Here is a 23,855-nt window from a genome sequence, read left to right as displayed (position 1 = left end):
TAGATAAGGGTTAAGGCGATTTTTCCCAGGATTTGGATTATCATACCTGTCATTTATGTTTGCGCCTAACGACGACGCAAGTAAACGGCAGGATTTAACACTAGCGCAACGCAGATGAGTGATATAGTCTCTGACCGTTTGCCGGACATGACGCCTCTGATGACGGAACACCAAAACCGCGTATGAAAAAAAGTTTCCCAACACTGCTGGCCACAATGATTTGGACGGCACTCTACAGTCAGCATGCGCTGGCTGATCTGGCCGAGCAATGCATGCTTGGCGTTCCTGTTTATGACAAACCGCTGGTCAGCGGCGATCCGAACAGCCTGCCGGTCACCATCCATGCGGATGACTCCAAAGCAGACTATCCGAAAAGCGCCCTGTTCACCGGCAACGTGAATATCGAGCAAGGCAACAGCACGCTGACTGCCAAGCAAGTGGAGCTGAACCAGACGCAAAATCCGGGGCAGACCGAGCCGGTTCGTACCGTGACGGCAACCGGTGATGTGCACTACAGCGACAATCAGATCAAGCTGAAAGGCCCGAAAGCCTGGTCAAACCTGAACAATAAAGATACCGACGTCTATGAAGGCGACTACCAAATGGTAGGCCGTCAGGGGCGCGGCGACGCCGACAAGATGAAGATGCGCGGCGCCAACCGTTACACCATTCTGGAAAACGGCACCTTTACCTCTTGTTTGCCTGGTGATAACAGCTGGAGCGTCGTCGGTTCCGAAGTGATCCACGACCGCGAAGAGCAGGTCGCTGAAGTCTGGAACGCCCGCTTCAAAATCGGTGGCGTACCGGTGTTTTACAGCCCGTACCTGCAATTGCCGGTCGGCGATAAACGCCGGTCAGGCTTCCTGATCCCGAATGCAAAATACGGCAGCAACAATGGCTTTGAGTTCATGTTGCCGTATTACTGGAACATCGCGCCAAACTTCGACGCCACTATTACGCCGCACTATATGTCCAAACGTGGCCTGCAGTGGCAGAACGAATTCCGCTATCTGGTGCAACCCGGCCTGGGCCTGATGGAGTTCGACTGGCTGCCGGACGACAAGGAATACAGCAAGGACAACCCTGACGACAGCACACGTTGGTTGTTCTTCTGGAGGCACAACGGCGTCATGGATCAGGTGTGGCGTTTCAACGTTGACTACACCAAGGTCAGCGACTCCAAATACTTTACCGATCTGGACTCGAAATACGGTTCGACCACCGACGGCTACGCAACGCAGAAATTTAGCGTTGGCTACGCCATCGACAACTGGGATGCCACCTTAAGCTCCAAGCAATTCCAGGTCTACGACGACACCGATCGCGCCAATTCAGAATCCTATAAAGTGCAACCGCAGTTGGACCTGAATTACTACAAAAACGATCTCGGTCCATTCGATTTGCGTATTTACGGCCAGGCGGCCAAGTTCACCAGCGTCAACCCGTACAGCCCGGACGCCACCCGTTTGCACCTGGAGCCAACGCTCAGCCTGCCGTTGACCAACGGCTGGGCCAGTCTGAACACCGAAACCAAACTGCTGGCCACCCATTATCAGCAGGATATTCCCGACGGTTTCGCCAACAACTACAAGAGCCGTACCGGCAACGATGCGCCAGGCCTAGAGGATTCGGTCAACCGCGTGTTGCCGCAGTTCAAGGTCGACGGCAAAATGGTGTTCGACCGCAACATGAACTGGTCGGAGGGTTATACCCAAACCCTGGAGCCACGCGTGCAGTACCTGTACGTGCCGTACCGCGACCAGAGCAACATCTATACCTACGACACCACCCTGCTGCAAACCGACTACTCCGGCCTGTTCCGCGACCGCACATACAGCGGCCTGGATCGCATCGCTTCGCAGAACCGTGTTTCCACCGGTTTAACCACGCGAATTTATGATGATGCGCTGGTTGAACGTTTTAACGCATCCGTAGGTCAAATCTACTACTTCAGCCGTTCACGCACCGGTGACCAGACAAGCGGTTACGATAACAATGACGATACCGGCAGCCTGGCATGGGCTGGCGATACTTATTGGAAGATTGATGACCATTGGGGCCTGCGTGGCGGGATGCAGTACGATACGCGTCTTGCCAGCATCTCATTGGGTAACGGCGTGCTGGAATACCGTAAGGATGCAGAACGCGTTCTGCAGTTGAACTACCGCTACGCCACGCCGGAATATATCCAGACGGCGCTGAACACCGCGCAGGTTCCAGCCTATCAGGACGGGATCTCTCAGGTGGGCGTAACCGGCAGTTGGCCGATTGTCGATCGCTGGTCAATCGTAGGCGCTTATTACTACGACACCCGCGCGCAACAGTCCGCCGATCAATTGCTCGGTCTGAAGTACAACACCTGCTGCTGGGCAGTGACTCTGGGCTATGAGCGCAAGATCACCGACTGGAACAACAGCAACCAAAGCAGCGTTTATGACAACAAAGTTTCATTCAATATCGAACTGCGTGGCCTGAGCAGCGATCATAGCCTGGGCTCCGCGGAAATGCTGCGTTCCGGCATTCTGCCTTATCAGCGTGCATTTTGATGCTTTGTATACCCGTCATCTTTCAAGCTGCAGCGTTGTTACCTGCACTTGCTCACCCCGGTTACTTACTTGAGTAAGCGCCTGGAGATGAGCAAGTTGGGCGCCTGGCCGCAACTTGAAAGCTATAGGGTATAGCACTTTTGAAAACGAGAACTTTCACCCGCATTTGCGGATTACAGAATGGGAAATGTATGAAGAACTGGAGAACGCTTATTCTCGGATTGGTGGTTTGCGCCAATACCGCGTTCGCAGCACCCCAAGAAGTGGATAAAGTCGCCGCCGTCGTGGATAACGGCGTAGTGCTGGAGAGCGACGTCAGCAGTCTGTTGCAATCGGTGAAGCTCAACGCACAACAGGCCGGCCAGCAATTGCCGGATGACAATACGCTGCGTCACCAGATCCTCGAACGTCTGATCATGGATAACATCCAGCTGCAGATGGCCAAGAAAATGGGGATCGCCGTTTCCGATGCCGATCTGGACAAAGCCATCGGCAATATCGCCGCACAGAACAAAATGAGCATCGATCAGATGCGCAGCCGCCTGGCGTACGAAGGGTTGAACTACAACACCTATCGTTCCCAGATCCGCAAGGAAATGCTGATTTCTGAAGTGCGCAACAACGAAGTGCGCCGTCGCGTCACTATTCTGCCTCAGGAAGTGGACGCGCTGGCAAAACAGGTTGGCGCCCAGAACGGCAGCGATACCGAGATGAACATCAGCCACATCCTGATCCCGCTGCCGGAAAACCCGTCGCAGCAGCAGGTTGACGAAGCGGAAGCCATGGCCAAAAAGCTGATGGGTGAAATCAACGGCGGCGCCGATTTCGGCAAGCTGGCGATCTCCTATTCTGCCGACTCCCAGGCGCTGAAAGGCGGCAACATGGGCTGGGGCAAGCTGCAGGAAATCCCTACCCTGTTTGCCGAAAGACTGGTTAACGCCAAAAAAGGCGACGTGGTCGGCCCAATCCGCTCCGGCGTCGGTTTCCACATTCTGAAAGTGAATGATATCCGCGGTGCCAACCAGTCCGTATCCGTGACCGAGGTTCATGCACGCCATATCCTGCTGAAGCCTTCCGTGGTACTGACCGACGATCAGGCGCGCGCCAAATTGCTGGCGGTAGCCGAAGCGATCAAGAGCGGCACCGCCAAGTTTGCCGACGAAGCCAAACAGCTTTCTCAGGATCCGGGTTCTGCACTGCAGGGCGGCGATCTGGGCTGGGCTTCTCCGGACATTTACGATCCGGCCTTCCGCGATGCGTTGATGAAACTGAGCAAAGGCGAAGTCAGCCAACCGGTTCACTCGTCCTTCGGCTGGCACCTGATTCAGTTGCTGGATACGCGTCAGGTGGACAAAACCGACGCTGCGCAGAAAGATCGCGCTTACCGCATGCTGTTCAACCGCAAGTTTGCTGAAGAAGCGCAGACCTGGATGCAGGAACAACGTGCTCAGGCTTACGTGAAGATCCTTGACGGTAATGCACAACAATAATCGCATAGTCATCACCCCCGGCGAACCCGCCGGGGTTGGGCCGGATTTAGTGGCAGCGCTGGCGCAACAGGATTGGCCTGTTGAGCTGGTGGTGTGCGCGGATCCGGCCTTGTTGCTTGAGCGCGCCCGGCAGTTGAACCTGCCGTTGCAGCTTCGCGACTATCAGGCGGGCCAACCCGCCCAGCCGCAGCGCGCAGGGACCCTGACGGTGCTGCCGGTCGCTACCGCTCATGCGGTGGTGGCGGGCGAGCTGAACGTGGGCAACAGCGCCTACGTGGTGGAAACCCTGGCACGCGCCTGCGACGGTTGCCTGAACGGTGAGTTCGCCGCGCTGATCACCGGCCCGGTGAACAAAGGCGTGATCAACGACGCCGGCGTGCCCTTTATCGGCCATACCGAATTCTTTGCCGATCGCAGCGGTTGCGATCGCGTAGTGATGATGCTGGCAACCGAAGAACTGCGCGTGGCGCTGGCGACCACTCACCTGCCGTTGTTGGCGGTGCCTGGCGCCATCACTCGTCAAAGCCTGTTCGAAGTCATTCGCATCCTCGACCACGATTTGAAAACCAAATTTGGCATCGCCCAGCCGCAGATTTATGTCTGCGGATTGAACCCGCACGCGGGGGAAGGCGGCCATATGGGGCGCGAAGAGATCGATACCATCATCCCGGCGCTCGATGCGTTGCGCGAGGAAGGCATCGTTCTTATCGGCCCGCTGCCGGCGGACACCCTGTTCCAGCCCAAGTATCTGCAACATGCCGATGCGGTGCTGGCGATGTATCACGATCAGGGTCTGCCGGTGCTAAAATACCAAGGGTTCGGCCGGGCGGTAAATATCACCCTCGGTTTGCCTTTTATTCGTACCTCGGTCGACCACGGTACCGCTCTGGAACTGGCCGGCACCGGCACCGCCGATGCGGGCAGTTTCAAAACGGCCTTGAATCTCGCCATTAAAATGATAATTAATTGTAATGAATAACAGAGTCCACCAAGGGCACTTTGCCCGCAAACGCTTTGGACAAAACTTTTTAACCGATCAGTTTGTCATCGATAGCATCGTCTCCGCCATTCACCCGCAGCCGGGCGAAGCGGTGGTTGAGATCGGCCCCGGCCTGGGCGCACTGACCGAGCCGGTCGGCGCACGCATGGACCGCATGACGGTGATTGAGCTGGACCGCGATCTGGCGGCCCGCCTGGCAAACCACCCGCAGCTGAAAGACAAACTGACCATTCACCAGCAAGATGCCATGACGGTGAATTTCGCCGAAATGGCCGAGCAGGCCGGCCAACCGCTGCGCGTGTTTGGCAACCTGCCGTATAACATTTCGACGCCGCTGATGTTCCACCTTTTCAGCTATACTCAGGCCATTCGCGACATGCACTTTATGTTGCAAAAAGAGGTAGTCAACCGCCTGGTTGCCGGCCCGAACAGCAAAGCCTACGGGCGTTTGACCGTGATGGCGCAGTACTACTGCAACGTGATCCCGGTGCTGGAAGTGCCACCAACCTCGTTCACGCCGGCGCCGAAAGTGGACTCCGCCGTGGTACGTCTGGTGCCGCACCAGGTGAACCCGAACCCGGTGGGCGACGTGCGTATGCTGAGCCGCATTGCAACTCAGGCATTCAACCAACGCCGGAAAACCGTTCGCAACAGCCTGGGCGATCTGTTCACCCCAGAGCAGTTGACGGAATTGGGTGTCGATCCGGCGTTAAGAGCAGAGAATATTTCTGTGGCGCAATACTGTAAGCTGGCTAACTGGCTTTCAGCCAACCCCGCGCCGCAGCAATAAGGAGTAGTGGTTATGATTGATTCGCCCCGTGTATGTATTCAGGTACAAAGTATCTACGTGGAATCACAGTCGATACCTGAAGAAGAACGTTACGTCTTCGCTTATACCATCACCATCCGCAACCTGGGGCGTTTCAACGTGCAGCTGCTGGGTCGTTATTGGCTAATCACCAACGCCAATGGCCGCCAAACCGAAGTTCAGGGCGAAGGCGTGGTCGGCGAACAGCCGCTCATCCAGCCCGGCGGCGAATTCCAATATACCAGCGGCGCGATCCTTGAAACGCCGCTGGGCACCATGGAAGGCCATTACGAAATGGTTGATCATCAGGGTCAACCGTTCCGCACCGCTATTCCCGTGTTCCGCTTAGCTATCCCAACGCTGATTCACTAACTATGTCGACATATCTTATCGGCGACGTTCATGGCTGTTTTGATGAACTGCAGTCGCTATTGGCTCAGGCTGCCTTCGATCCGCAAAACGATCGGCTGTGGCTGACCGGCGATCTGGTCGCCCGTGGCCCCGGTTCTCTGGACGTATTGCGCTACGTGCGTTCGCTCGGCCCTGCAGTGCGCATGGTGTTGGGCAACCACGATCTGCATTTGCTGGCCGTCTATGCCGGCATTAGCCGCAACAAACCCAAAGACCGCATCACCCCACTGCTGGAAGCCCCGGACGCCGATGAGCTGATCAACTGGCTGCGCCGCCAACCGGTGCTGCAGGTGGATGAAGAGCTTAAACTGGTGATGGCGCATGCCGGCATCACGCCACAGTGGGACATCGAAACCGCCCAGGTGTGCGCCCGCGAAGTAGAAGCGGTACTGAGCAGCGACAGCTATCCGTTGTTCCTGGATGCCATGTACGGCGATATGCCGAACAATTGGATCCCGGAACTGAGTGGGTTGGCGCGCCTGCGTTTCAGCACCAATGCGCTGACGCGCATGCGTTACTGTTTCCCGAACGGCCAGCTCGACATGATCTGTAAAGATGCGCCGGGCACTGCCCCTGCGCCGCTGAAACCCTGGTTTGAATTGCCGCGTTTAGTGGATCCTGAATACACCATTATTTTTGGTCATTGGGCATCGCTGGAAGGTAAAGGCACGCCAGAGGGCATCGTGGGCCTCGATACCGGCTGTTGTTGGGGAGGCGATCTGACCATGTTGCGCTGGGAAGACCAGCAGTACTTCACTCAACCTTCGAACCGCCGCGACATACTCGACGGCGCGAATACGCTGGCAGCGTCATAATAAAACCGGGGCAGTTCGACGCTGCCCCGGCCTTTTCTGCTTTTAAGCTTAAGCGCCAATCACCCCGCCATCCTCACGCGTAATCATCAATACTGACGAACGCGGACGCGGGCTGTTGTTCGGGAAATGAGAATCGCCTTCTTCCCCTGGGTGCTGCACGTTGACGAACATCGTCTTGTAATCCGGCGTGAAGGTGATGCCGGTCAGCTCGCACGATTTCGGCCCAACCATAAAGCGGCGGATTTCACCGCTCAGCGGGTCCCCCACCAGCATTTGGTTATTTCCCTGCCCGGCATAATCGCCCTTGTTGCTGTACTTGCCGTCGGTGAGGATCCACAGGCGCCCCGTCTTATCAAAACCCAGCCCGTCCGGGCTGTTGAAGGTGTTATCCGCAGTGATATTCGGCGAACCGCGATTGACCCCTTCCGGGTGCGCGATCGGGTTGCCGCACAGCGCATAAATATCCCAGGTAAAAGAGGTGGCGGTGGCGTCGCCGCCCTCATCCCAGCGGATAATCTGGCCGTAAACGTTGTTCGGTCGCGGATTGGCGGCGTTCAGCGGCATCCCTTCCTCGCCACGCTTGCTGTTATTGGTCAGCGTGCAATAAGCGCGCCCGTCATGAGGGTTCACGGCGATCCATTCAGGGCGATCCATTTTGGTCGCCCCCACCTGCGCCGCGGCCTTGCGCGCGAAGATCAACACCTCCGCCTCATCGCGGAAGCCGTTTTCCGGCGTCAGGCCGTTTTTGCCGAACTCCAGCGCAATCCAGCGCCCCGTCCCCTTCAGCGGCGTACCGGCAGCGTCACCGTCAAACTGCGCCACATACAGTGTGCCTTCATCGAGCAGGCTGCGGTTATTGGCCGGATTGGCGATATCGACCAGGCCCCTGGAGACATACTTATAGATATGCTCGCCACGCTCGTCGTCGCCCATGTACACCACCAGACGCCCGTCTTTGGCAACGGTCACTGCGGCATTTTCATGCTTGAAGCGGCCCAGCGCAGTGTGTTTGATTGGCGTTGACGTGGGGTTCATCGGGTCGATTTCGACGATCCAACCGTGGCGGTTGAATTCGTTCGGGTTCTTCGCCACGTCAAAACGCTCGTCATAGTCCGGCCAGTTGCGCTCGGGTTCGCTGACCTTCAGCGTATAGCGCTTCTGTTCCGCCGTGGTCTTGTAATCGGCCTGGTGGGTACCGAAATAGGTATCGAAATTCTCTTCGCAGGTCAGATAGGTGCCCCAGGGAGTTTTGCCGTTGGCGCAGTTGCCGAAAGTGCCCAGCACCTTGCGTCCGCTGGGATCGGCCGCGGTTTGCAGCAGCGGATGACCGGCGGCCGGGCCGCTGAACTGCATCTCGGTGTTGGCGGTGATACGGCGGTTATAGCGCGAAGGGCGCTCCACCTCCCAGCGTTGGCTATCCCCGGCGCGCTTCACCGCCACGATGGAAACGCCGTGCGCCGCCTGGGATTTACGTACGTCCTCCAGGCTGGTGGCCTTGCTGCCGCCGTGGGCGAACAGATATTGCTCGTTAACGTATTCGTTGTTGATGGCCATCACGCCGTGATTGTCATCAATCGGGAAGAAGCTCATGCCGTCATTGTTGTCGCCAAACTGTTTTTCCTGATCGGCAGCGCTGTTGTTGCCCTGGGGGTCAAACGCGGCGGCGCCCTCCACCAACGGCTCCCCCCAGGAGATCAGCACCTCGGCGCGATACCCCGGCGCGATCACCACCTCATCCGCAGTGGAGGCCGCAATGCCTTTAAAGCCCAGCAGTTTGTTCGGTGGCAAATCCTCGGCCAGCGCCTCGGCGGAAACCGTCCAGATGCCGCCGCCAAGGAAACCCGCCAGGCCCACGGCGCCCGCGCTGCCGAGCAGCAGTTTACGACGGGTGGGATCGGTCAGGCGGTCGGCGTCTAATTGCTCAATTTTGCTCGTCATGGTCTCATTTCCTTTTTTAATGGCGCCGCGATCAAGATTCACCAGAGTTGCCGGGCGCTCGAAGTTGAGCTTCATACTAATCAGGAAGTGTGACGGAAATGTTACGACCAAAGGGTGCGAAAACGACAAAGGGCACAATCTCTTGTGCCCTTTGGGAGGAGGTGACTAACGCCCGAAAATCAACGGCGCTCTAAAATCTCAAAGCAGTAGCTGTGAGAGTTCAGTTCGTCAGCGTCATGGAATTCGCTGAACGAAGTTTCCCACTCGTCCGGCTCATAGTCCGGGAAATGGGTGTCGCCGCCGACTTCGGCGTCGATATGCGTCAGATACATGCGGTCAGCACGGGCCAGGAACTGGGTGTAGATATGCCCACCGCCCATGACCATCACTTCTTCGACATCACCGGCCGCAGCCAGCGCTTCGTCCAGAGACGTGGCCCAGGTCACCCCGGTTTCACTGCCGGGACGGCTGCTTAAAACGATGTTATGGCGGCCCGGCAGCGGACGACCAATGGACTCGAACGTTTTACGGCCCATAATAACCGGTTTATTCAGCGTGTTACGTTTAAACCACGCTAAGTCCGCCGGCAGGTGCCACGGCATGGCGTTTTCCATGCCAATAACGCGATCCGCCGCCAAGGCAGCGATCAGGCTGATAATCATTGTTAAACCCTGTGTAGGCAGCAAAATTGCTCACACTATACGTAAAGGCCTATCTGCCGTCGATAGGCTAATCAAGCAAGATGAATATATAAGATAGCTCTTATCAGCATATCTAATAACCCGCGTTTACGACCCTCGGATTTTATACCCCAGGACGTTTTCTATACAGCCACAACCCCGGCAATGACAGCCCTATCGATAACGCGCCAACGATAAAACACGCCTTGAGAAAATGGGTCATCATGGTAGCCATCAGCGCCTCGCTGTAACCCAGGTGCGAAATCTCCACCACGGTGATCATCGCGGTATAAGCGGAGATGCCCGGGAACATCGGGATCACCGCCGCCACGGTAAACACTTTCGGGTGCGCCAACAACCAACGCGACCAGTAAATACCGATCATGCCGATTAAAATCGCCGCCAGAAAAGACGCCCATTCGATGTTCATGCCCGCATGGATCATCAGCATGCGCGAGCCCCGGCCTGCCGCGCCGAGCAGAGCGCAGTAGCGCAGCGCGCGCAGCGGCACGTTGAACAGCATAGCGAAACCCAGCGCCGGCACCGCCGCCAGCAGCATCTCTTGCAGCAAAGCCCACAACAGACTCATGACCACCCCCGCAAATCCCACAGCGACATCGCCATCACCACGCCGATACAGGTAGCCAGCGTCAGCAGGCTGGCCATCGCCCAACGCGCCAATCCGGTATTGACGTGGCCTTTGAACATATCCGCCACCGCGTTAATCAACGGGAATCCCGGCACCAACAACAGCACGCTGGCGGCCATCGCCACGGTGGAGGTTTCGCTGAACGTCGGTAACCGCAATAACAAGCCGGAAACCGAGGTGGCGACAAACGCCGTGAGACAAAAGTTTATCAGTGGATTCATATGGCGGGCTGTGAGCATCTGGCGCACCCACATCGCCAGGCCGCTGGCGATAAAGGTCACGGCAAACGCCTTGTTGTCGCCGCCGTTCAGCATGCTGAAACAGCCGCACGACAGCGCCACCATCAGTACCACCAGCCAGCGCGGATAGCGCAGTGGGCGAATTTTCGCAAAGCGCCTGGCGACATCGTGCGCATCCGCCAACCGATGCTCCGCCAGAATGACGATATGCTGCACCTCGGTCACCATCTGCATATTGATGCCGCGATCGATATTTTTGCGCGTGGTGGTCAGGCATTCGCCATGACTGATGGTGGTCAACACCACCGCATTGGCCGAAATGGAGCTTTCCACGCTGTCCATGCCCAGCGCTATGCCCAGCCGGGTCGATAACTGTTCCACCACCATGCTTTCGGCGCCGTGCTGCAACAACAGCAAAGCGCATTGAATGCACAGGCGAGTGATTTCACGTTGTTGCCGGTGCGGCTCCGGCATTTCTATCGTTGTGGTTTGATTCATAGTGTCCCATGGTGCGCCCTGAATAAAAGTTCATCATATTGCCTAACGGGATCCCAATGGGTTGATGCTAATCAGGAGAAGCGGCGTTATTATCGGTGCAATTACGCCTTTTGTGCAGAGACTCAAACCATGCTTGAAACTTCGCTGTTCGTCGCCGGCATTGCCGCCCTGGGCATGCTGTCGCCCGGCCCGGACTTTTTCCTGGTGATCAAGAATGCCGCTCGCTATCCGCGGCCCGCTGCCATGATGACCGCCTTCGGGGTGATCTGTGGCGTCGCGACCCACATGTCTTACTGCGTTGCCGGGTTGGCGGTGGTGATCACCACTACGCCGTGGCTGTTCAACGTGCTGAAATATGCCGGCGCGGTCTACCTGATCTGGGTGGGCATTCAGGCGCTGCTGTCGCGTGGGGGCGGCAAGATGAACGTCGGTAACCTGCCGCAGCAGCAAGTGAGCCTGAAAAGCGCTTTTGTGCAGGGTTATCTGTGCAATCTGCTCAACCCCAAAGCCACGTTGTTCTTCCTGGCGGTCTTCACGCAGGTGCTGCAGATCGACTCCGGGCTGGGCGAAAAACTGTGGTATGCGGGGATTATCCTGGGCCTGTCCGCCGTCTGGTGGCCAGTATTGGTGTTCTTGTTCCAGAGCGGACCGGTGCGTCGCGGGTTGGAAAAAACGCAGAAGGTGGTCGACAAGCTGCTGGGCGGCATGTTGATCGCGCTGGGCATCAAGGTCGCGCTAAGCTAATTTACCCTTCATACCTGTCGCTGCCGCGTTGTTGGCGGCGTACATTTACCCCGGTCACTTGGCTCACCAAGCTCCCGGGGATTCACGTACTTGCCGCCTAGCCGCAGCACCACGTATTTTGGGTAAACAATATCATTGTGATTATCCCTTGGCTTCCACCACCTCGTCTTCCGGTGCCTTGCCGTCGATACTGCCGCGCCAGCCGGTTTGCGGTACCTGAGCCAACCGGTTTTGATCCTGCTGAATGGCATTGCTGAGCATTTCTTTCGCCCGTTGCAAGGTGGCAATACGGAATTCCGTATCCTCGTAATTTTCCATCATCGCTTCCAGCATCTGCAGGTTGTAACGCCGGAAAGTATCCGCTTTCTCCCGCGCCTCGTAGGCGTCCAACCCCAGCAGCTCCAGCGCCTCTCGGCCAATGCGCAGCGAACTTTCGAAGGTTTCGCGTTCCGGGCTTTCCACCCCTAACTGCCGCAGTTGATACCAGTGATCGACATCGCGCGCGCGCGCCACGATTTTCAGGTGCGGGAAGTGTCGCTTGGCCAATTCGGTCAGTTGCAGGTTGGCTTCCACGTCGTCGATGGCGTTAATCAGCACCTTGGCATGTGCCGCGCCCGCCGCCTCCAGCAGATCGGCGCGGGTGGCGTCGCCGTAAAACACTTTGGTGCCGAATTTTCGCAGCGTTTCTATGTGGTCAGGATCGTGATCCAATACCACGGTGTGGACGCCGTTGGCCAACAGCAAACGGCCGGCAATCTGGCCGAAACGGCCGAAACCGGCGATGATCACGCTGGCGTTTTCTTCATCAATCACATCCGCCGGACGTTCGTCCTTCGGCGCATTTTTCTCCAGCCTTGCGGCCACCACCAGTAACAGCGGCGTCGCCGCCATCGACAGAGCGACCGCCAGCGTCAGCGATTTAGCCCAGTCCGCCGGCAACACGCCGGCCAGCTGCGCGGCGCCGAAGATCACGAAGGCAAACTCACTGCCCTGCCCCAGCAAAATGGCAAACATGCCGCGCTGGCGTTTCGGCACGCCCAGCCACGGCCCAATCAGCCACAGCAACGCCGCCTTGATCAACATGAAACCCAATAACAGCGAAGCGATCAGCAACGGATGGTGGAACAGAGTACCGAAGTCGATCGACATGCCGACACCGATAAAGAACAGCCCCAGCAATAAGCCCTTGAAGGGTTGAATGTCGCTTTCCAGCGCATGACGATATTCCGAACTCGCCAGCAGCACCCCGGCAAGGAACGCGCCCATCGCCATCGACAGCCCGGCCATTTCCAGCAGGATGCCAAAACCGAATACCAGGAACAGCGCCACGGCGCTGAACACTTCACGCATGCCGGACCGGGCGACAAAGTGCAGCAACGGGCGGGTGACATAGCGGCCGAGCAGCACCACGATCGCCAGCGCGCCCACCACCTTCGCCGCCGACAGCGCGAACGCGCCCAGGGTGGTGGTGGCGCCGCTGCTGGCCAACAGAGGGATCATCGCCACCAGCGGGATCGCCGCGATATCCTGGAACAACAGCGCCGCGAACGAGCTGCGGCCAATCGGCGCCGGCGTCAGGTTACGCTCGCTCATCGCCTGCATGGCGATGGCGGTCGAAGACAGCGCCAGCGTCAGGCCAATCAGCAGCGCCACCTTCCAGTCCAGCCCGAGGAAATAACAAAACGCGCTCAGCGCCAGCCCACACCCCACCATCTGGATACTGCCACCGCCAAACACCGAGGCGCGCAGCGTCCACAACCTTTTAGGATCCAGCTCCAGCCCGATGATAAACAGCATCAGCACCACGCCAATCTCGGCGAAGGTCAGAATAGACTCTGCGTCGGAAACCAGCTTCAGCCCCCAGGGGCCGATAATGCAGCCGGCGATCAGGTAGCCGAGCACCGAGCCCAGCCCGAGACGCACCGCAATCGGCACGAACAGCGCGGCCGATCCGAGATAGATCAGCCCCTCAATCATCATGTTGTGATTATCCATGGCCGACTCCCTGATCCGCAGGCTCACTGTGTTCCATCAGATACTCTACCAAACGCTGGCGGTAGGCCTCGCCGGCGGCAATCAGCGCCGGTTCGTTGCAGGTAAAGGTATTATGCACGGCAAAGTAGGGTTGCCAGTTCATGCCGCAGTAGAGTGCGGTCGCCTGCAGCGGCTGCCCCAGCGCGGCAAAATTTGGGTAATCGCCCAGTTCGAAATGATGCTCGTCCCCGCCGCTGGTCACCGCCCACAGACAATCTTTGCCCACCAACGCATCGCCGTCATGGCCATAGGCCCAGCCGTGCTCCAGCACCTTGTCGATCCACAGTTTCAGCAGCGGCGGCAGGCTGTACCACTGCATGGGATGTTGAAACACCACCATGTCGGCGCGCGCCAGCGCACTCTGCTCGGCGTTGATATCGATGTTGAAGTCAGGATACAGCTCATAGAGCGAGCGTACTTCCACGTCAGGAATGTCTTTTACCGCCTGCAGCAGACGGTGATTGGCATGCGAATGCCGGGGATACGGGTGAGCGTAAATAATCAGAATCATGGGGGGTTGTCGTTCCTTCATTCCTTGCCAATGCTTCAAGCATATACCAATCACACAGAGTGACAGTTTGGTGAATGATTGATAGCGGAAATTTCTAATTCAAGGCAACAAATTTGCTGAACAAGATAAAAAAATAAGGGCGCTGCATGTGCAGCGCCCTCAGGCATTACGGCATCACTGAATTACTTGGTGATACGAGCGTGCAGCTCCTGCACCGAGGTAACCTGCTCGGTCGGATCCGCTTTCAGCGCCATCGCGGTGGCAAAGCCGCCGTTCAGGGTGGTGTCGTAATGCACCTTGTACTGCAGCGCGCTGCGGCGAATCAGCTTGGAATCTTCAATCGCCTGACGACCCGCCGTGGTGTTTACGATATAGGTGTACTCGCCATTCTTGATACGGTCTTGAATGTGCGGACGGCCTTCATGCACCTTGTTGACCAGGCGCGGGTTAATGCCCGCCTCGCCCAACACCACCGCAGTGCCGTGGGTCGCGTCCAGCTCGAAGCCCTGTTTCAGCAGGCTTGCCGCCAGATCCACCACGCGGGCCTTATCGCCTTCACGCACCGACAGCAGCGCACGGCCTTGTTTCTTCATGCCTGACTGGCTGCCGAGCATCGCCTTGGAGAAGGCCTCCGCGAAGGTGCGGCCCACGCCCATCACTTCCCCGGTAGAACGCATTTCCGGCCCCAGAATCGGGTCGACGCCAGGGAACTTGTTGAACGGCAGCACCACTTCTTTCACTGAATAGTAAGGCGGGATAACTTCTTCCGTCACGCCCTGCTCGGCCAGCGTCTTGCCCGCCATGACCCGTGCGGCTACCTTGGCCAGCGGCACGCCGGTGGCTTTGGAAACGAACGGCACGGTACGTGCGGCACGCGGGTTGACTTCAATCAGGTAGACTTCGTTGTTCTTCACCGCGAACTGTACGTTCATCAGACCGCGCACCTGCAGTTCGAACGCCAGTTTCTCAACCTGTTGGCGCATCACGTCCTGAATGTCTTTGCTCAGGGTGTAGGCCGGCAGTGAGCAGGCGGAGTCACCGGAGTGCACGCCCGCCTGTTCGATATGCTCCATGATGCCGCCAATCAGCACGCGCTCACCGTCGCAAATGGCATCGACATCCACTTCTACCGCGTCATCCAGGAAGCGGTCCAGCAGCACCGGTGCGTCGTTGGATACGCTGACGGCGTTCTGGAAGTAACGGCGCAGGTCGATTTCGTCGTAGACGATCTCCATCGCACGGCCGCCCAGCACGTAGGAAGGACGCACCACCAGCGGGTAACCGATGCCGGACGCTTTCTCTACCGCCTGTTCGATGGTGGCAACGGTGGCGTTGGCCGGCTGTTTCAGGCCCAGACGATGTACCGCCTGCTGGAAACGCTCACGGTCTTCGGCACGGTCAATCGCATCCGGGCTGGTGCCGATAATCGGCACGCCAGCGGCTTCCAGCTCACGCGCCAGCTTCAGCGGAGTCTGGCCGCCGTACTGCACGATCACGCCTTTCGGCTTCTCGATGCGCACGATTTCCAGCACGTCTTCCAGCGTCACCGGCTCGAAATACAGGCGGTCAGAGGTGTCGTAGTCGGTGGAGACGGTCTCCGGGTTACAGTTGACCATAATGGTTTCGTAACCGTCTTCGCGCAGCGCCAGCGAGGCGTGCACGCAGCAGTAGTCGAACTCGATGCCCTGGCCGATACGGTTAGGACCGCCGCCCAGCACCATCACTTTCGGACGGTCGTTGGTCGGGTTGGACTCGCACTCTTCTTCATACGTGGAGTACATGTAAGCGGTGTCGGTGGCGAATTCCGCCGCGCAGGTATCCACACGCTTGTAAACCGGGTGCAGGCCATAACCGTGGCGCAGCTTGCGGATTTCGCTCTCTGCTACGCCGGCCAGCGTAGCCAGGCGCGCATCGGCGAAGCCTTTACGCTTCAGGGTACGCAGGAACTCGTGGCTCAGGCCGTTGATGCCGGATTCGGCAACCTGCTCTTCCAGACGCACCAGCTCTTCAATCTGCACCAGGAACCAGCGGTCAACGTTGGTCAGGTTAAACACGCCGTCTACCGACATACCGGCACGGAACGCGTCCGCGATGTACCAGATACGGTCGCAACCGGCATCTTTCAGTTCGCGACGGATTTTGGTCAGCGCTTCCGGATCGTCCAGGCTCACTTTCGGGTCGAAGCCGGTGGCGCCCACTTCCAGACCACGCAGCGCTTTCTGCAGCGACTCTTGCTGAGTACGGCCAATCGCCATCACTTCGCCGACGGATTTCATTTGAGTGGTCAGGCGGTCGTTAGCGCCGGCAAATTTCTCGAAGTTAAAGCGAGGAATTTTGGTGACCACGTAGTCGATGGACGGCTCAAACGACGCCGGAGTGCGGCCGCCGGTGATGTCGTTCATCAGTTCGTCGAGGGTGTAACCCACCGCCAGCTTGGCGGCGATTTTGGCAATCGGGAAGCCGGTGGCTTTTGACGCCAGCGCCGAAGAACGGGACACGCGCGGGTTCATTTCGATGACGATCAGGCGACCGTTTTTCGGGTTGACCGAGAACTGCACGTTGGAACCGCCGGTTTCCACGCCGATTTCACGCAGCACCGCCATCGAGGCGTTACGCATGATTTGGTATTCTTTGTCGGTCAGCGTTTGCGCCGGCGCCACGGTGATGGAGTCACCGGTATGGATGCCCATGGCATCGAAGTTTTCGATAGAGCAGACGATGATGCAGTTATCGTTCTTATCGCGCACCACCTCCATCTCGTACTCTTTCCAGCCGATCAGCGATTCGTCGATCAACAGCTCTTTGGTCGGCGACAGATCCAGGCCGCGCTCGCAGATCTCTTCGAACTCTTCGCGGTTGTAAGCGATGCCGCCACCGGTGCCGCCCATGGTAAAGGAAGGGCGGATGATGCACGGGAAGCCAACGTCAGCGGCAACCGCCAGCGCTTCTTCCATATTATGCGCGATGCCGGAACGCGCGGTATCCAGGCCGATTTTCTTCATCGCCACGTCGAAACGGCGGCGGTCTTCGGCTTTATCGATAGCGTCGGCCGTGGCGCCAATCATGGTCACGCCGAACTCGGCCAGCACGCCCTGACGTTCCAGCTCCAGCGCACAGTTCAGCGCGGTCTGGCCGCCCATGGTCGGCAAGACCGCATCCGGGCGCTCTTTTTCGATGATCTTGCGCACCACTTCCCAGTGGATCGGCTCGATGTAGGTCGCATCGGCCATTTCCGGGTCGGTCATGATGGTGGCCGGGTTGGAGTTGACCAGAATGACGCGGTAACCCTCTTCACGCAGCGCTTTACAAGCCTGGGCACCCGAGTAGTCGAACTCACACGCCTGGCCGATAACGATCGGGCCAGCGCCGAGGATCAGGATGCTTTTTATATCAGTACGTTTTGGCATTTTTTCGCTCCTCGAACCCGTTTACTCTCTGCTGCTCTCGGTGATGCTTCGTCAAAACCGGCTCAAAATGCTCATTTACTGAGTGTAAACGCTGCTTTTTCGCCTATTTTTTCCTTGCCTGACCTTCGCTCGCGACGAGACTAAACATGTTCTTGATTATTTGGCGTTAGAACGGTAAGTCTCGATCAGTTCGATAAAGTGGTCGAACAGCGGCGCAGCGTCGTGCGGGCCCGGGCTGGCTTCCGGGTGGCCCTGGAAGCTGAACGCCGCTTTATCGGTGCGGTGAATGCCCTGCACCGTGTGGTCAAACAGCGATTTGTGCGTGACGCGCAGTTCGGCCGGCAGGTTATTTTCGTCCACCGCAAAACCGTGGTTCTGTGCGGTGATCATCACGCAGTCGTTATCCAGATCTTTCACCGGATGGTTACCGCCGTGGTGACCCAGCTTCATCTTCACGGTTTTCGCACCGCTGGCCAGCGCCAGCAGCTGGTGGCCGAGGCAGATGCCGAACACCGGAATGTCGGTTTCCAGGAACTGTTTGATGGCGGTGATGGCGTAATCGCAAGGCTCCGGGTCGCCCGGGCCGTTGGACAGGAAAATGCCGTCCGGATTCATCTTCAATACTTCATCTGCCGGGGTCTGCGCCGGCACTACCGTCAGGCGGCAGCCGCGATCCACCAACATGCGCAAGATGTTGCGCTTGGCGCCGTAGTCGTAAGCCACCACGTGGAACGGCAGCTCGGAGGCCGGCTTGGTTTCCGGCAGGTCGCCTTCAAGCGTCCAGCTACCCTGCTGCCAGCTGTAGGCTTCTTTGGTGGTCACTTCTTTCGCCAGATCCATCCCTTTCAAACCCGGGAAACCCTGCGCCTTGGCCAGCGCCAGCGCGGCGTCCGGTGAATCGGCGGCGATGATGCAGCCGTTCTGTGCGCCTTTCTCGCGCAGCAGGCGGGTCAGCTTGCGGGTATCGATATCGGCAATCGCCACGATGTTATGACGCTTCAGGTATTCTGACAGGCCTTCTTCGCTGCGGTAGTTGCTGGCAATCAAAGGGAGATCACGAATGACAAGGCCTTGGGCGTGTACCGCGGAGGATTCTTCGTCGGAAGCATTGGTGCCGACATTGCCGATATGAGGATAAGTAAGAGTAACGATCTGGCGAGAGTAGGAAGGATCAGTGAGGATTTCTTGATAGCCGGTCATCGACGTATTGAAGACCACTTCCCCCACTGCCGTACCCTCTGCCCCGATGGCCCGACCGTGGAATTGGGTTCCGTCTTCCAGAACCAATAGCGCTGACTTAATCAAAACACCCTCCGAGGAATAATCAATCACAATATCTGCATATTAATTCAGATATCGCGATCTAAATCAATGCAAAAACCGCCATCAAGGCCAATTTTTGGCAAATTGGGCGCATTTTAATGATGAGTGCTCCACTTGTCTAGCCAAAGCGCCATTTTTTCTCTTATTTTTGCACTTCTCGACGTTTAATAGGGTCAGCAGCCATAAAAACACAGCTAAACTCGGGTGGGTAAACGGTTGCGAGGAAGAATGACAAAAAAACACCTTTCCAAAGGTCTGTTATCGGTTAAAAAGTATCTTTCAGGGAAATTACTCGCCACAAAACACAAGTAAACTATAAAAAATAATAATTAATTAAAGAAAAATAGGTCAATGCTTCATTTTCAATGTTAAAAAAAAGGACAATAAAATTATTGTCCGTTAATCATAGCCTTATGATAAATACAACCACATCACGATGGTATTCAAATCGATTATAACTGGTCCAATCCGAGCACGTCACGCATATCAAACAGGCCTTTATCGCGATCATGCAACCAGGATGCTGCCCGAACCGCACCAGTGGCAAAAGTCATGCGACTGGAGGCCTTATGGGTGATTTCTACCCGTTCTCCGATGTCGGCAAACATCGCGGTATGCTCCCCGACGATATCGCCGGCACGAATGGTGGCGAAGCCTATGCTCTTGGGATCGCGTTCGCCGGTATAACCTTCGCGCGCATAGACGGCGCACTCTTTCAGGTCACGCCCCAGCGCGCCGGCAATCGCCTCGCCCATGGCCAACGCCGTGCCCGAAGGGGCATCCACTTTATGGCGGTGGTGCGCCTCAACAATCTCAATGTCGGTGTAATCGCCCATCACCTGAGCGGCTTTTTCCAACAGTTTCAGCACCAGATTGACGCCCACGCTGAAGTTGGCGGCGAACACGATGCCAATCTGCTGGGCGGCGGCGCGGATAGCCTCTTTGCCTGCATCGTCAAAACCGGTGGTGCCGATCACAATCGCCTTGTGATGTTCGACGCAGAAAGCCAGGTACGCCAGCGAGCTCTCCGGCCGGGTGAAGTCGATCAGAATATCGAAGTCATCGACCACCTTTTCCAGGCTGTCGCTGACGGTAATGCCCAGCGCGCCCACGCCCGCCAGTTCACCGGCATCGGTGCCGATCAGGCTTGAACCCGGACGCGACACCGCAGCCCCCAGCACCACGCCCTGCGCCTGATGTACCGCCTGGATCAATTGGCGCCCCATGCGGCCGCCGGAACCCGCAATCGCAATGCGGATTTGTGAATCAGTCATGCTTGCTCTCTTCTTGATTAGACGCCTACTCCATAGGCTATAAGTTTAGGGTAACTGCCCCACAGGATCACCGCCAGAAGATTCATTTCATAATTAGAAAATTATGATATCCCCCGCTTTTCATCAGTAATGTTGTCAATAGGTTAACAATCGGTCAAATAAAACCCGTTTTTCAATTGTACATAATCATGCAAATTTGATGAGAGATATATGCATAAAAAAGGCGCCGCAAAGGGCGCCCGGAGAAACTCGATGACGGCTTTCAGGCGGTTAAGGCTGCCACCTCTTCGGCAATCGCCGCCAATGCATCATGGCAGGCATAGTCGGCCTGTACCAACGCCGCACGCTGCCGATAAACCGGCTGCGACAGGAGCTGCTGCACGGCCTGCCGCAATTGCGCCTCATCCGGCTCGCTGGTGTGCAGGTTAATCCCGCAGCCCGCAGCCACCACCCGAGAGGCCGCCTCGAGCTTATCTTCGCCGGTACCGGCGACAATCAGGGGCACGCCATGATCCAGCGCGTAGTTGATCGAGCCATAACCGCCATTGGTGACCAACAACGCCGCCTGCGGCAGCCAGTGCTCGAAAGAGATAAACTGCCGTACTCTGGCGTTGTCCGGCAGTTGCGCCAGCACGCCGTCAACCGGGCGGCCGCCGCTGGTCGCCAGCACCCGCACCGGTAACCCGGCCAGCGCTTTTAGCGTCGGAACAATCAACTGGCGCAGATCGACATTCGCCAGCGTACCCTGCGTCACGATAACCAACGGGCGAGGATCCGTTTCATCCCACTCGTCCCCGCCTTGCTGTGCCGCCACCGCACCGCGCAACGGGCCGATAAATCGCACACTTGCCGGCAGATCCTCACGCGGATACTCCAGCGCCGGGGTAGCCAGTTGCAAAAAGCGATTGCAGCCGCCTATCAACGCATCCGTGAACGGCTGTTGCAGCGCCCTGCCGCCGGATTGCACCATCGCGGAATTGAAACGCTGTTGTACCTCATCGATCAACGCGCGAGTGGCTTCGTCCACCAGTTGTTCGCGTTGCAGTTCGCGCGGCAACAGCGCCGGGGGAATGCGCGGCCCGTAGAAGATGGAGTCGCGTGAAGAATACGACAACGGCGTCACGCCAATGCCGATCACCGGCAGGCGGTCGCTTGCCTGCAACAGCGGCAATACCCCGTAAAAGCAGTTTTCCACCATCAGCAGATCGGTCGCCTCGGCGGCTATCGCCGCCCTGAGTTGCCGGTCCAGCAACGGGATCGGCGCGGCGAAGAAATCTTTCAGCGCCAGCGCCATCTGCGCATTGCCCGGCGGCAGCGCGGCGCGTTCGGGAAAATGCTGCTCCAGGTAACGATAATCGAAATCCACCTGCGCATCGAAAGGCACAAACTGCGCGCCCACCGCTTCGGCGCGTTCGCGGAACAGCGCACCGGTCATCACTCGCACCCGGTGGCCCTGGGCAATCAAGTGCCGGGCGATAGCCAACATCGGGTAAACGTGCCCCGGGGTGGCGACCGCCGCCATCAGTATTCTTGCCATAATGTCCCGTTACGCCTCCGCGTTGGCCGGCTTCAGCGCCAGGTTGGCGCACACCGGGTTGCTCTGAATATGCACGCGCTGCAGATGACGGGCGGAGCGGGCGGTGAAACCTTCCCGTCCGTGCAGCAGCGAGAAGTTATCCGCTACCACCACATCGCCCCGCTGCCACCGGTGGGCGTAATAATGACGGGGATCGTAGAGATGCTGTTGCAGAGTCTGATGAAAAGCCTCCTGCTCTTCCTGCGGCACGCCATGGTATTCAAGCGCATGCTGGTTAAGGAACTTCTTGCCCTCCGTCGGCGGTTCGTTGTAACGCATGATCAACCCGCTGCCGCTCGGATGCGTCACCACCAGCGGCGAACAGACCTCGCCGCCATAGTGAACCACTTGCTTGATCCGATAAGAAATAGACACCTTCAGCCACTGCGCCAGCAGCGACTCATCGGCATTGGCCAGCAGCCGCGTGGTATCCACAAAGGTGGTGCGGCCGCCTTCATCCTGCGACGGCGCCGCCACGCAGTGGAATAACTGAAACTCCGGAATGGTCGGCTTGTACATGCCATCCCAGTGCAAGGGGACATAGCTGCTGTCGAAAATGTGATCTTTGGCGTCCGGGTGCTCCTTCACGTCCAGCACGGCGCCGAACGGCCACATCATGATCTCTCCCCAACCGCCGGCATAGCGGGTCAACACCTGAGGATCGGTAAAGCCGGAATCGAAACCGCGCAGCACCAGCAGATGGTGTCTTTGCGCCAGCGCCCGCAGCGCCGCTACCGGCAGAGAGGCGATCTGCTGCCCGGGATGTTGCGGGGTCAGCACTGCGCCAAACGGGGTATTCAGTTCAATGCGGCAATTCAGTTGTTGATTGTCCATCGGTGACTCTCCTTGAAGCGAATTTGCTGCTCACACGGCAACCATGCCGTTAAAACACGCCCGCCAAGGTTGCGGGCGTAACGTGGCGCGTTACGCCACCTGAGGCTGTTCGATCAGGTAATGGCTTGGCGTGCCGCGGATCGCCACCAGCTCACCCGCCAGTCGCTGCGCGTCTTTGCGCTTCATCAGCACGAACTGGCCGTTGACGTTTACCGCCACACCGTGCCACGGCGTCAGCCAGTCGTCTTTGGTCGGCATCATATGGATGCCCATTTTCAGGCTGTCGGCGGGTTGCGGGTGGATCGACAGGCGTATCGCCGCCGGGAAATGTCGGGCCAGCAGATTGCCCCAGGCCCAACTGCGCTGTATCACGCCGCAGGCGCGCTGTTTGGCGTCTTTCTGCAATGCCGCGTTGGAGCCGCTGTAACCCGGCAACTGGCTGTCTTCATACAGAAAACGGGTAATGGCGCGATACAGCTGCAGCCCCTGCTCGTCCTGCATCAGTTGCCGTTTGATTGCCTCCTCCGGTTCGGCGTAGCCGTCGACCAGCAGTTGACGCAGCAGGTCATAATCGTCGGTATGTTCCGCCAGCCCTTCGACGTCACCCAGGTTGAACACGCTCAGGTGCGTCGCCCCCACCTCGTGCAGCAGGTTTTCAATTTCGCGCTGATAATGGTTGATGGCATCGTCGCTGACGCGGATCAAATCGCCGAACACATGACCATCGGAGCAGATCACGATATGCGCTCCCGGCGGATAATAAAGCTGGATGCGCTGACACAGAGAATTAAGGAATATCAGCGATAGGCGTTCCGCCATATCGGGAACCGCCCCTATCACTTTATTGGTATTGGGCGATTTTGTCGGGAAGGCCGGCAGCACAAATTCGAGACGCTGATTGTTTGCAATGAATGCCCGAATACGCGGCAATTGCACCTGAGAAACGACCCGCTCCTCCTCAGTATTTGACGCTTCAAGGCCGGGAAAGCGACGCCGATATTGTAATAGCTCATGCAGGATTTTTAATGACACGGTTTCAATATGGGCATTATCCACAATTAACTCCTGTTCAGATGTG

Annotated in this window: 19 protein-coding genes; 7 read left to right on the top strand and 12 right to left on the bottom strand. The window is 57.7% G+C overall.

From position 1 onward, the window contains the following. Positions 1-182 precede the first annotated feature (182 nt). The 6 genes from lptD to apaH all read left to right on the top strand — a co-directional run bounded on the left by lptD (position 183) and on the right by apaH (position 7,070). Positions 183-2,546 carry an LPS assembly protein LptD gene (gene lptD, locus JK621_RS02305; RefSeq protein ID WP_212558481.1) on the top strand — a complete coding sequence of 788 codons (2,364 nt, stop codon included), beginning with the start codon at positions 183-185 and terminating at the stop codon, positions 2,544-2,546. Positions 2,547-2,737: 191 nt separating this feature from the next. Next, a complete protein-coding gene (gene surA / locus JK621_RS02300) occupies positions 2,738-4,036 on the top strand; it encodes a peptidylprolyl isomerase SurA (RefSeq protein ID WP_212558480.1) in 1,299 nt (432 codons plus the stop codon). After that, positions 4,023-5,015, top strand: coding sequence for a 4-hydroxythreonine-4-phosphate dehydrogenase PdxA (gene pdxA, locus JK621_RS02295; RefSeq protein WP_212558479.1), 993 nt, complete (start codon positions 4,023-4,025; stop codon positions 5,013-5,015). The genes surA and pdxA overlap by 14 nt, the downstream gene beginning before the upstream one ends. Beyond that, on the top strand, positions 5,008-5,826 hold the full coding sequence (rsmA, locus tag JK621_RS02290; RefSeq protein ID WP_212558478.1) for a 16S rRNA (adenine(1518)-N(6)/adenine(1519)-N(6))-dimethyltransferase RsmA: 819 nt from the start codon (positions 5,008-5,010) through the stop codon (positions 5,824-5,826). Before pdxA ends, rsmA begins: the two co-directional genes overlap by 8 nt. A gap of 12 nt (positions 5,827-5,838) precedes the next feature. Then, positions 5,839-6,216, top strand: a complete 378-nt coding sequence (gene apaG, locus JK621_RS02285) for a Co2+/Mg2+ efflux protein ApaG (protein WP_212558477.1) — start codon at positions 5,839-5,841, stop codon at positions 6,214-6,216. A gap of 2 nt (positions 6,217-6,218) precedes the next feature. Continuing rightward, positions 6,219-7,070: a bis(5'-nucleosyl)-tetraphosphatase (symmetrical) ApaH gene (gene apaH / locus JK621_RS02280; protein ID WP_212558476.1), complete on the top strand. Its 852-nt coding sequence runs from the start codon at positions 6,219-6,221 to the stop codon at positions 7,068-7,070. 48 nt (positions 7,071-7,118) lie between these two features. On the opposite strand, the gene JK621_RS02275 is transcribed toward apaH, so the two are convergent. The 4 genes from JK621_RS02275 to JK621_RS02260 all read right to left on the bottom strand — a co-directional run bounded on the left by JK621_RS02275 (position 7,119) and on the right by JK621_RS02260 (position 11,074). Next, positions 7,119-9,008: a PhoX family protein gene (locus tag JK621_RS02275; protein ID WP_212558475.1), complete on the bottom strand. Its 1,890-nt coding sequence runs from the start codon at positions 9,006-9,008 to the stop codon at positions 7,119-7,121. A gap of 179 nt (positions 9,009-9,187) precedes the next feature. After that, positions 9,188-9,670 (bottom strand): type 3 dihydrofolate reductase, encoded by a 483-nt coding sequence (gene folA, locus JK621_RS02270; protein WP_004950065.1) that lies wholly within the window; start codon positions 9,668-9,670, stop codon positions 9,188-9,190. Positions 9,671-9,812: 142 nt separating this feature from the next. Further along, a complete protein-coding gene (locus JK621_RS02265) occupies positions 9,813-10,277 on the bottom strand; it encodes a threonine/serine exporter (RefSeq protein ID WP_212558474.1) in 465 nt (154 codons plus the stop codon). Beyond that, the gene (locus JK621_RS02260) at positions 10,274-11,074 is read right to left on the bottom strand and encodes a threonine/serine ThrE exporter family protein (protein WP_212558473.1); all 801 of its coding nucleotides are present in this window, start codon (positions 11,072-11,074) and stop codon (positions 10,274-10,276) included. The genes JK621_RS02265 and JK621_RS02260 overlap by 4 nt, the downstream gene beginning before the upstream one ends. A gap of 129 nt (positions 11,075-11,203) precedes the next feature. Between JK621_RS02260 and JK621_RS02255 the strand changes: the two genes are divergently transcribed. Then, positions 11,204-11,818, top strand: coding sequence for a LysE family translocator (locus JK621_RS02255; RefSeq protein WP_212558472.1), 615 nt, complete (start codon positions 11,204-11,206; stop codon positions 11,816-11,818). Positions 11,819-11,959: 141 nt separating this feature from the next. Here the strand turns inward: JK621_RS02255 and kefC are convergent, their stop codons facing one another. The 8 genes from kefC to pvcA form a co-directional block, all read right to left on the bottom strand. After that, complete coding sequence (gene kefC, locus JK621_RS02250; protein ID WP_212558471.1) at positions 11,960-13,813, bottom strand: glutathione-regulated potassium-efflux system protein KefC; 1,854 nt, start codon at positions 13,811-13,813, stop codon at positions 11,960-11,962. After that, positions 13,806-14,363, bottom strand: coding sequence for a glutathione-regulated potassium-efflux system oxidoreductase KefF (gene kefF, locus JK621_RS02245; protein ID WP_212558470.1), 558 nt, complete (start codon positions 14,361-14,363; stop codon positions 13,806-13,808). Before kefF ends, kefC begins: the two co-directional genes overlap by 8 nt. 182 nt (positions 14,364-14,545) lie before the next feature. After that, positions 14,546-17,770, bottom strand: a complete 3,225-nt coding sequence (carB, locus tag JK621_RS02240; RefSeq protein ID WP_212558469.1) for a carbamoyl-phosphate synthase large subunit — start codon at positions 17,768-17,770, stop codon at positions 14,546-14,548. A 156-nt stretch (positions 17,771-17,926) separates the two neighbouring features. After that, positions 17,927-19,075: a glutamine-hydrolyzing carbamoyl-phosphate synthase small subunit gene (gene carA / locus JK621_RS02235; RefSeq protein WP_212558468.1), complete on the bottom strand. Its 1,149-nt coding sequence runs from the start codon at positions 19,073-19,075 to the stop codon at positions 17,927-17,929. Between the two features lie 470 nt (positions 19,076-19,545). Next, complete coding sequence (dapB, locus tag JK621_RS02230; RefSeq protein ID WP_212558467.1) at positions 19,546-20,367, bottom strand: 4-hydroxy-tetrahydrodipicolinate reductase; 822 nt, start codon at positions 20,365-20,367, stop codon at positions 19,546-19,548. A 262-nt stretch (positions 20,368-20,629) separates the two neighbouring features. Further along, positions 20,630-21,889, bottom strand: coding sequence for a glycosyltransferase (locus JK621_RS02225; protein WP_212560107.1), 1,260 nt, complete (start codon positions 21,887-21,889; stop codon positions 20,630-20,632). Between the two features lie 24 nt (positions 21,890-21,913). Continuing rightward, positions 21,914-22,777: a TauD/TfdA dioxygenase family protein gene (locus JK621_RS02220; protein ID WP_212558466.1), complete on the bottom strand. Its 864-nt coding sequence runs from the start codon at positions 22,775-22,777 to the stop codon at positions 21,914-21,916. A gap of 90 nt (positions 22,778-22,867) precedes the next feature. Next, the gene (gene pvcA / locus JK621_RS02215; protein WP_212558465.1) at positions 22,868-23,833 is read right to left on the bottom strand and encodes an L-tyrosine isonitrile synthase; all 966 of its coding nucleotides are present in this window, start codon (positions 23,831-23,833) and stop codon (positions 22,868-22,870) included. Positions 23,834-23,855 lie beyond the last annotated feature (22 nt).

It is taken from the genome of Serratia plymuthica (assembly GCF_018336935.1).
Lineage (GTDB): Bacteria > Pseudomonadota > Gammaproteobacteria > Enterobacterales > Enterobacteriaceae > Serratia > Serratia plymuthica_B.
Note: the sequence above shows the minus strand (reverse complement) of the source record. Positions and strands in the feature narration are given on the sequence as shown.